Raw genomic sequence first — 9831 nt, forward strand, 5'->3', positions numbered from 1 at the left:
ACCTAAGTTTGGGATTGAATCAAATAACCGCACCGATGTTCCCCTTCATTGATCCACTGGGTGCGCTCCACCTTACAGTCCGGTAAAATCGCTTCAAACATCTCTAACTCATTGCCACACACCACCGGAAAAGATTCCGCAACCTCGGCGATCGCACAATGATGTTCCATTAATAAAAACTCCCCTTGGCTATCCTCTGTCACTGGTTGAATCTCTGCCATATAACCCTCCGCCTGCCGTAGGCTCACCAACCTTGCTAAACGTTGCGCTAAAGTGCCGTCCCCAAGGTGATCGCGATATTCCGCTGCTTTTTTCTGCCATTGCTTTTGCAAAACAGCCTTCACTTGCTCCTCACCAGCCGTTTCGACCAGCGCATCAAGAAACGACACCGCAAAATCTCCATGGCGATTGGGCAGGCGATCGCGCCCAGCCCGACTCAAACCATAGAAAAAATTGGGACGACCCTTCCCTTCTTGATAGGCCTGATGTTTAATTAATCCCTCAGTTTCCAAATCCTTTAAATGGCGACGCACTGCCTGGGGGCTAATGTGCAAAGATTCCGCCAACTGCACCGCCTTCGCCTGACCATGCTTTAATAAGAAATCCAGAATATCTTGCTTAGTTGAACGAGTTTCAGAAATAGTCATAGATCCAGCGGTCAGCAAAATATATTTCAGCAAGTTTGACAACTTTTTTGTTGTTAAAGTACCTTAGAATAGACTTAAGCAACAAATATGTTGTTTTAATCATCATAATCGCGTTTCTCCATTTGGACAACGCAGATGAGACGGAAGAGCATCCAACGTTCTTTTAAAAGTATTACCCCATACGTAAAGAGAAACACTCCAGCAATGAGCGCGACTGTCAAAACCCTCGTCAATCAGCCATACAAATATGGTTTCGTCACTGATATCGAAACTGAAAAGATTCCCCGTGGCCTTAGCGAAGATGTCATTCGTCTGATCTCCGCGAAGAAAAAAGAACCTGAGTTCATGCTGGAGTTTCGCCTGAAGGCCTACAAGCAATGGCAGAAAATGACTGAGCCTGAGTGGGCTCATGTAAATTATCCGGCGATCGATTATCAAGATATCGTTTACTACTCAGCACCCAAAAAAGACATCAAAAAAGCCGAGAGTCTCGATGAAGTAGACCCTGCTCTCCTTGAAACCTTTGCCAAGCTCGGTATTCCCCTCGACGAGCAAAAGCGTTTATCAAACGTTGCCGTTGACGCAGTTTTTGATAGCGTTTCCATTGCCACAACGTTTAAAAAAGACTTGGCAAAATACGGCGTAATTTTCTGCTCCATCTCGGAAGCACTAGAGGAGCACCCCGAACTAGTCAAAAAATATCTCGGCACTGTTGTCCCAACGGCTGACAATTATTTTGCAGCGCTGAATTCGGCTGTTTTTAGTGATGGTTCCTTTGTTTTCATTCCGAAAGGGGTGAAATGTCCGATGGAGTTGTCCACTTATTTCCGAATTAATGACGGTGACTCTGGTCAGTTTGAGCGGACTCTCATTATTGCGGAAGAAGGCGCATCGGTTAGCTACCTTGAAGGTTGTACCGCACCGATGTTTGACACGAATCAGCTCCACGCAGCGGTCGTCGAACTCGTTGCCCTTGATAATGCCGACATTAAATATTCCACCGTTCAGAACTGGTTCGCTGGCGACGAAAATGGTAAGGGTGGTATTTACAACTTTGTAACGAAGCGCGGTCTTTGTAAGGGCGTTAATTCAAAGATTTCTTGGACGCAGGTAGAAACAGGCTCTGCCATCACGTGGAAATATCCGAGCTGCGTTCTAGTCGGTGATAATTCGGTCGGGGAATTTTATTCCATTGCCCTCACGAATAATATGCAGCAGGCGGACACGGGCACAAAAATGATCCACGTGGGCAAAAACACTCGCAGCACGATTATTTCTAAGGGTATTTCTGCGGGTAAATCTCAGAATAGCTACCGTGGTTTAGTGAAAATGAATCCCAAGGCTGATGGGGCACGGAATTATTCCCAGTGTGACTCGATGTTGATCGGCGATCGCGCGGGGGCAAACACCTATCCTTACATCCAAGTGGATAACCAAAATGCCAAGGTAGAGCATGAAGCTTCGACGGCCAAAATTGGTGAGGAACAACTTTTCTATTTTGCCCAGCGTGGCATTTCGGAAGAGGATGCTATTTCCATGTTGGTCAGTGGTTTCTGTAAAGACGTTCTCAGTGAGCTACCGATGGAGTTTGCGGCGGAGGCTGACAAGCTTTTAAGTCTCAAGCTTGAAGGGACGGTTGGGTGATTTTTAGATATCAGATTTCAGATATCAATGGGGAATGTTGGGTGGATGCAGGAAAATTAAACTGGATTTAAACCAAATTAAGTTTATAAAGTCTACGTCTATCTTTCTCCTCTTTTGGGGGGAACCTCGCATCCACCATCAACAGCATTAATTTTGAGTTTTATTCACGTTTAAACATTATTTAGTTAAGCAATGAGTGACGTTATTTTATCGGTAAAAAATTTGACGGCCAATGTTGATGGTCAGCAAATCCTTAAGGGTGTAGATCTCGAAATTAAAGCGGGTGAAATCCACGCGATTATGGGTCGTAATGGTTCTGGTAAGAGTACTCTTTCTAAGATTATTGCGGGTCATCCGGAGTATGAAGTGACTGGTGGTGAAATTATCTATAAGGGTGAAAATCTTTTAGAGAAAGAAGCGGAAGAGCGATCGCTGGACGGTATTTTCTTAGCCTTTCAATATCCCCTCGAAATTCCCGGTGTGAGTAACCTCGACTTTTTGCGGGTGGCTTATAATGCCAAGCTCAAGCATCAGGGCAAGGAAGAAATTGATGCTTTTGATTTTGAAGATCTTGTTGAAGAAAAGCTTGATGTGGTCAAGATGAATCCCAGCTTTCTTGAGCGTAGTCTGAATGAGGGTTTTTCTGGGGGTGAGAAAAAGCGTAATGAAATTCTTCAGATGGCATTGCTTGAGCCTAGTCTCGGTATCCTCGATGAAATCGATTCTGGTCTCGATATTGACGCGCTTCGTATCGTTTCTGAAGGCGTTAACTTTCTCGCCAATGAGAGCAATGCATTCTTGCTGATTACTCACTATCAGCGTTTGCTCAACTACATTACTCCCCAGTTTGTGCATGTCATGTATGACGGTCGCATTGTGAAGAGTGGTGGTAAAGAGCTGGCTCTTGAGCTGGAAGAAACGGGTTATGACTTCCTCGATAAAGAACAAGCACTCGCGGCGGGGGCAGTTTAATGGTTATGGCAACAGATACTTCAACGGCGGCGATCGCCGACTTTTCAAAAATCACAATGACGGATGTCTCCCTAGCACCTCTGTTGAGATTAGCTGAGGAACTAACACCCGTTTTTAATGCTGGTAGCACAGGCTGGCTCCGGGAAGTGAGATTACAGGGAGCGTATCGTGTCTCCCACGGAACTTTTCCGACCCGTAGAGATGAAGATTGGCGTGTGACGGATGTTTCGATTTTAAAGGAAACGGCCTTTCGCCCACCAACACAGGTCAGCATTCAAGCCTATGAGCTAGATGCCTTTAATTTAGACGAAACGGCAGCAAGTCGGCTGGTCTTTGTGAACGGTATTTTTTCTGATGAGTTGTCAGAAACATCTAGTTTGCCAGAGGGCATCTTTGTCGGTAATTTAGCCGCGCTCCCCTCGGAAAAAGCAGCGGAGTTGGTGAACTATTTGAGTGGCCAAAGCCGGAATCTTGATGTATTTGCGGCGCTCAATGATGCGGGTATCCATGATGCTGCCGTCATTTGGGCTGAGAAAAATGTCGTGGTAGAGCAGCCGATTCAGGTGTTATTTGTTAGTAATCCTGAGGATGCACCCATTGCGATTCAGTCTCGCTGTGTGGCGATCGCCGAATCCGGTGCCAGTTTTAATCTAGTCGAATACTATGGCGCAGTCTCCCAAGGTTGTTCTGACCAAGGCGAAGATTTGTACTTTAACAATGCCCTGACCGAAGTTTGGGTTAAACCCAATGGCCAGCTCAATCATATCCGGGTTCAGCGGGAAGCAGGAGCCGGTATCCAAATTGGTAATACTGTCATTGATCAAGCCCAAGACAGTCGCTACAAACTCACCGAAATCAATATGGGCGGCCAGCTTAGTCGTCACACAGTAACCCTCAATCAAACGGGTGTTCAAACCGACTCGATCCTAAAGGGTTTGACAATGCTCAGCGGCTCCCAAGTCAGTGATACCCACACATCGGTGAATTTAAACCACCCCCACGGTACAGTTGACCAACTCCATAAATGTATTGTTGATGACTCTGCCCGCTCCATTTTTAATGGCAAGGTTGATGTGCCCCAGGCGGCTCAAATGACCAATGCAGCTCAGCTTAACCGCAATTTATTACTCTCTTCTAAGGCGAGAATCGATACAAAACCGGAATTGCAAATTACAGCCGACAACGTAAAATGTGCCCACGGTGCAACGGTTAGTCAGCTAGAAGCTGATGAGATTTTTTATCTCCGTAGTCGGGGTTTAAACGAGTATGATGCCCGCCATTTATTGATTGATGCTTTTGCTGCTGAAATTTTGGGTAGTATTACGATTCCTTCGTTACAAAACGGACTAACAAACTGCGTTGCTTGTCGTACTATTGAGGCGTGAAAATTTGGGTGAACACAATATCAATGATGCAATTTTCTAAGCTTAAGCTCACCTGTGCAGGTTTCGTTGCTCTCTTGATAATGCCGAGCGCGGCGATCGCCCTAGAAGACACAAACTATGATTTGCTGATCACCCCCAACCTAGAAAGCCTTCCCCCGACATTAGTAGCATCCATGTCTACAGACATCCCAGTCGTGAACCCGCGAAACAAGATCTCCAGATGGTTGCAGGCTTCGGTGCAGGCGGCCATTATGATCCCTTCCGATGACCCTAAACCCCTTGGTGGTGGCGGCGCTCGTTTCGCTTGCGCTGTCGTTTCCGCCGCTGATTCTTAAAATCCCGTAACTGCCATGATTATGACCCCGACGAAATCCCTTGCAGAAGAGGTGAGAAATGATTTTCCCATCTTGCATCAACAGGTGCATGGCAAATCCCTCATCTACTTTGATAATGCGGCAACATCCCAGAAACCCCAAGCGGTTTTAGATGCCCTGCTCCACTATTATCAGCAAGATAATGCCAATGTTCATCGGGGTATACATACCCTCAGCAGTCGTGCAACAGATGGTTATGAAGGGGCAAGGGACAAGGTTGCCAAGTTTATTAATGCGGCCGGCCGTGATGAAATTGTTTATACCCGTAATGCCAGTGAGGCAATCAATATCGTTGCCTATACTTGGGGGTTGGCAAATCTTTCTGAAGGTGACGAGATTATTCTGTCGGTGATGGAACACCACAGTAATATTGTGCCTTGGCAAATGATTGCCGAGAAAACCGGCGCAGTGATTAGATATGTGCAGTTAACGGAAGACGAAACCTTTGATTTTGAGCAATATGAAAGCTTACTTTCAGATAAGACAAAGCTTGTTTCTGTGGTTCACGTTTCCAATACCCTCGGCAATGTCAATCCTGTTGACGACATTATCAAAGCTGCTCGAAAGTTTGACGCGAAAATCTTAATTGATGCCTGCCAAAGTTTGCCCCATATGCCCATTGATGTGCAGGCCATGGATTGTGACTGGTTAGTGGGTTCTGGTCACAAAATGTGTGCGACGACGGGCATTGGGTTTCTCTACGGCAAAAAAGCGATCCTCGAAGCGATGCCTCCATTTATGGGGGGTGGGGAAATGATTGCTGAGGTTTATTTTGATCATTCGACCTATGGTGAATTGCCCCATAAGTTTGAGGCTGGTACACCTGCTATCGGTGAGGCGATCGCCCTTGGTGCGGCAGTGGATTATTTATCTGGGATTGGGATGGAGCGTATCCATGAGTATGAAGCAGAATTAACGGCTTATTTATTTAAAAAGTTAGCTGATATTCCCAACTTAAAAATTTACGGTCAACAACCAGACGAAAATGGTGAAGGTCGGGCGGCGCTAGCGGCCTTTAATGTGGAAGGGATTCATGCTAATGACTTAGCGACATTGCTCGATCACGAAGGCGTTGCGATTCGCTCCGGACACCACTGTACCCAGCCTTTACACCGACTGTTTGATGCCTCTGGTAGTGCGAGAGCCAGCTTGTATTTTTACAATACTTTTGCAGAGATTGATCGGTTTGTGGCCGCGCTCAAAGAAACCATTGAGTTCTTTACCAGTATGGCTGCTTAGTTTTTTTATCACGCTAATTTGCTCTGTTTGTCGTCCTAAGACCATCAGGTTTTCCAGAGGGAAACTCGATACAATAGGCAACAGTTTTTCTTTTGGTCACTAATGTTAGAAAACCTCAGTTTGCAACTTTATCAACTTCAGCAATGGGGCGATCGCCTAGTCGATCAGCAACTGGATCACTGGAGTGTGCTGAGTATTTTTCTGGTATTTGGAGCTGGACTGTTAACGAGTTTGACTCCCTGCACTTTATCGATGTTACCGATCACGATTGGCTATATCGGCGGCGCAGAAGAAAAAACCCGCTTACAAACTATTTTTCAATCCATTTGGTTTGCGGTTGGTTTGGCGACAACCCTTGCAGCACTAGGGATTGTGGCGGCAGGCTTCGGACAAATTTATGGTCAAATTGGCATTGGTCTCCCGATTGTGGTCAGTGGGATCGCCATTGTGATGGGCTTAAATTTGCTGGAAATTATTCAAATTCAGTTTCCGTCCATCGGCGCAACAGACTGGATTACCAACGATTTACCGAAAGGCGTGCGGGCATATTTAGTCGGTTTAACCTTCGGTTTGGTGGCTTCTCCTTGTAGCACTCCCGTGTTGGCGACATTGCTCGCTTGGGTGAGTACGACCCATGATTTGGTTTTGGGCGCGGGGTTACTGTTGGCTTACACCCTCGGTTATGTGATGCCTGTTTTAATTGCGGGAATTTTTACGGCATCGCTAAAAAAACTTTTATCGCTACGGCAATGGTCGGGCTGGATTAATCCGGTGAGTGGCGCATTGCTTGTGGGCTTTGGCATTTTTTCCCTACTCATCCGCCTGCCCATCGGTTTATCCTAGATACTCTAGATTTGTGCAGAATCCCCCCGGCTTCGCCACTCCCCTTTGGAAGGGGGGCAAAGAGAAACTACATCTTACGTTCAGCTTTGAACTGATTGACTAATTACTTGATTTTTCAAAATTTCCTATGACGGCATCTGATTCTTCGGTTAATTCAAATTGGAGCGACTTCCCCCAAAAGCTTTGGCGTAAAGGTCTCAAGTGGATCGCAAATCTCAAGCTGGCGATCGCCCTTCTGCTGCTCATCGCGCTGTTTAGTATTGCCGGAACGGTGATTGATCAGAATGCGGGATTAGCTTTTTACCAAGCAAATTATCCAGAAGACCCGGCACTCTTTGGTTTTCTCACCTGGAAAGTCTTACTGGCCATGGGTTTAGACCATGTTTATACGACGTGGTGGTATGTGCTGCTGCTGGTTGTGTTTGGGGCGAGTTTGGTGGCCTGTACCTTCCGCCGTCAACTGCCTGCCCTGAAAGCGGCAAAAAACTGGAACTATTACAGCCAAGCGCGTCAATTTAAAAAGTTGGCTCTTAGTACAGAATTAAATCAAGGTTCCCTCGATACGCTGGTTCCCCACCTTGAGCAAAAACGCTACAAAATTGCTCGCGATGGTGACAAACTTTACGCCAACAAAGGGATTGCGGGACGGATTGGCCCGATTATTGTGCACATCGGCATGATTGTGACGTTGATTGGCTCGATTATTGGGGCGTTTGGGGGCTTTATGGCGCAGGAAATGATTCCTAGTGGTGTGAATTTCAAGGTGAATAATGTCTTTGAGGCGGGTCGTTTTGCCAATAGCGATCGCCCTTGGTCGGTGAATGTGAATCGCTTTTGGATTGATTACACGCCAAATGGGGATATTGACCAGTTTTATTCTGATCTCACCGTCGTGAGTGAAGATGGCTATGAGCTAGACCATGAGGTGATTTCGGTTAATCATCCGTTGCGTTACGACGGCATTACTTTCTATCAAACGAGCTGGGCGATCGCCGGCGTGCGGGTACAGCTCAATAACAGTCCTATTTTCCAACTGCCTGCTGCCCAAATCCCCACAGAAAATGGCGCAAAGCTTTGGGGTACGTGGGTTCCGACTGCGACGGATATGAGCACTGGTGTCTCGATTCTGATGCAAGATTTGCAGGGTAGTGCTCTAGTCTACGATGCAAAGGGTGATCTCGTTGGTGCGGTACGGGAAGGCGATCGCCTCGATGTGGATGGCATCAGTCTGAAACTCGTTTCTTTGGTCGGTAGTACTGGTCTACAAATTAAGGCTGACCCCGGTGTACCGATTGTCTATGCGGGCTTTTTCCTTGTGATGGTCGGTGTAGTCATGAGCTACATTTCCTACTCCCAAGTTTGGGCACTACAGGACGGCGATCGTTTTTATTTTGGTGGCAAAACCAACCGCGCTCAGGTAACTTTTGAGCGGGAATTACTAGAAATTATTCAGGCGATCGAATCAACATCCACGCAAACACCAGTAACAAATTAAGGACCTCAGATTAGAGCGATTTCCTCAACATTATCCACCACTGTTATTCAAACTAAATTTAATCACTCGGAGCATTTTACTTTGCTATGATCGATTCAGGTTCTAGTAGTGGAGACTCTATGCAAAAAGAACAGATTCAATATTTTTCTCCCCTTGATGCTTTAGTTGCTGTTGCCAAACGCTTAAGTATTTACGAGCAGAAACAGAATTTAGGATCAGAAGAGTTTTTCGATTTATATAGTAAAGGCAAAATCTCAGACGATACTATTTTTGTGGAGTGGGCAAATGATTACCGTCATTACTTAGCCCTTCGCCAAGAAATTCAGCAAAAGCTCAATTATGCTGCGTAATCAGCTTCAGAAATATCTACAAGGGATCGAAACAGAGATTATAGGTCTTACGGATCTTTATGTTGAAAAATACGTTGAAGAAATTCTGACTGATACAAGAGTAAATCTACGTATTCGTTTGCGATCTAGCTCAGGCTATCTTTTAGAAATGCATGAAGCTATATGTGTTTCGCCCGATGAAGTTCTAGAATATCTCGACTACCGTTATCATTTTCAGGATTCACAAAATCAACTCATTTTTCGTTATGATAGCACTCCTCATTTTCCTGATTTAAGCAGTTTTCCCCACCACAAACATTTAAAAGATCGAGTTATTGCATGTAGTAAACCGACTATCGAAACTATAATTCACGAGGTGACAGCTTTTCTTGATAATTTAGCTTAGACATTTTATAAGGCGATCGCCTTTATTTTGGTGGAAAAACCAATCATGCTCAGGTCACATTTGAACGGCAATTGATTGAAATTATCAATAAAATTGAAGTAAAGCAAGAATCATCAAATATATTGAACATCTAAGTAATTAAAGTTTGTTTAACCATGTCGCCAAAGCAAGCTCAATAAAAGAACTCAACGTCTCCTTTTCAGCAATTTTGAGATAACGACTGAGTAATTGATACTGATTTAAAGTTAATGCAAGACCAGTACGATAATGTGTTCCGTATGCATACACTTTATTTCGCTCAACCCAACGCTCCCTGTAAGTTTTATCAGTAAAATATTTCTTGGTTGAATCGCCATAACTATTTTTTGGCAAGAGCTTTTTAAGTGGCGTTACCGATGCTGTTTTATATTCCTGTAGATTAACCATACTTCCCAAACCTTTTGGCTCTCCGGGATTGACTATGCAGCGTTGGTAGGAAAATGCCAACAAATGAGACA

The 9831-nt window shown here is 45.2% G+C and carries 11 protein-coding genes; 9 read left to right on the forward strand and 2 right to left on the reverse strand.

Annotated elements, in window-relative coordinates; genetic code table 11:
* Window positions 1-2: 2 nt before the first annotated feature.
* Complete coding sequence (gene sufR, locus NIES208_RS11785; protein ID WP_075892975.1) at window positions 3-647, reverse strand: iron-sulfur cluster biosynthesis transcriptional regulator SufR; 645 nt, start codon at window positions 645-647, stop codon at window positions 3-5.
* 204 nt (window positions 648-851) lie between these two features.
* Between sufR and sufB the strand changes: the two genes are divergently transcribed.
* The 9 genes from sufB to tumE all read left to right on the forward strand — a co-directional run bounded on the left by sufB (window position 852) and on the right by tumE (window position 9334).
* On the forward strand, window positions 852-2291 hold the full coding sequence (sufB, locus tag NIES208_RS11790; RefSeq protein ID WP_075892977.1) for a Fe-S cluster assembly protein SufB: 1440 nt from the start codon (window positions 852-854) through the stop codon (window positions 2289-2291).
* Window positions 2292-2483: 192 nt separating this feature from the next.
* Window positions 2484-3263 (forward strand): Fe-S cluster assembly ATPase SufC, encoded by a 780-nt coding sequence (gene sufC, locus NIES208_RS11795; protein ID WP_075892979.1) that lies wholly within the window; start codon window positions 2484-2486, stop codon window positions 3261-3263.
* Window positions 3263-4648 carry a Fe-S cluster assembly protein SufD gene (gene sufD / locus NIES208_RS11800; protein WP_225875301.1) on the forward strand — a complete coding sequence of 462 codons (1386 nt, stop codon included), beginning with the start codon at window positions 3263-3265 and terminating at the stop codon, window positions 4646-4648. The genes sufC and sufD overlap by 1 nt, the downstream gene beginning before the upstream one ends.
* A 23-nt stretch (window positions 4649-4671) precedes the next feature.
* Window positions 4672-4983, forward strand: coding sequence for a superoxide dismutase family protein (locus NIES208_RS11805; RefSeq protein WP_075892981.1), 312 nt, complete (start codon window positions 4672-4674; stop codon window positions 4981-4983).
* Window positions 4984-4998: 15 nt separating this feature from the next.
* Complete coding sequence (locus NIES208_RS11810) at window positions 4999-6261, forward strand: SufS family cysteine desulfurase (RefSeq protein WP_075892983.1); 1263 nt, start codon at window positions 4999-5001, stop codon at window positions 6259-6261.
* A gap of 102 nt (window positions 6262-6363) precedes the next feature.
* Entirely contained in the window at window positions 6364-7104 is a 741-nt protein-coding gene (locus NIES208_RS11815) for a cytochrome c biogenesis protein CcdA (RefSeq protein WP_075892985.1), read from the forward strand.
* A 127-nt stretch (window positions 7105-7231) separates the two neighbouring features.
* Window positions 7232-8599: a cytochrome c biogenesis protein gene (locus tag NIES208_RS11820; protein WP_075892987.1), complete on the forward strand. Its 1368-nt coding sequence runs from the start codon at window positions 7232-7234 to the stop codon at window positions 8597-8599.
* Window positions 8600-8718: 119 nt separating this feature from the next.
* On the forward strand, window positions 8719-8949 hold the full coding sequence (tumA, locus tag NIES208_RS11825; protein WP_075892989.1) for an antitoxin TumA: 231 nt from the start codon (window positions 8719-8721) through the stop codon (window positions 8947-8949).
* The gene (gene tumE / locus NIES208_RS11830) at window positions 8939-9334 is read left to right on the forward strand and encodes a toxin TumE (RefSeq protein WP_075892991.1); all 396 of its coding nucleotides are present in this window, start codon (window positions 8939-8941) and stop codon (window positions 9332-9334) included. Before tumA ends, tumE begins: the two co-directional genes overlap by 11 nt.
* Before the next feature lie 138 nt (window positions 9335-9472).
* On the opposite strand, the gene NIES208_RS11835 is transcribed toward tumE, so the two are convergent.
* Window positions 9473-9831, reverse strand: a 359-nt coding sequence (locus NIES208_RS11835; RefSeq protein WP_216349401.1) for a hypothetical protein, incomplete at its 5' end; no start/stop codon positions are given.

The organism is [Limnothrix rosea] IAM M-220 (genome assembly GCF_001904615.1).
Classification (GTDB): Bacteria; Cyanobacteriota; Cyanobacteriia; order Cyanobacteriales; family MRBY01; genus MRBY01.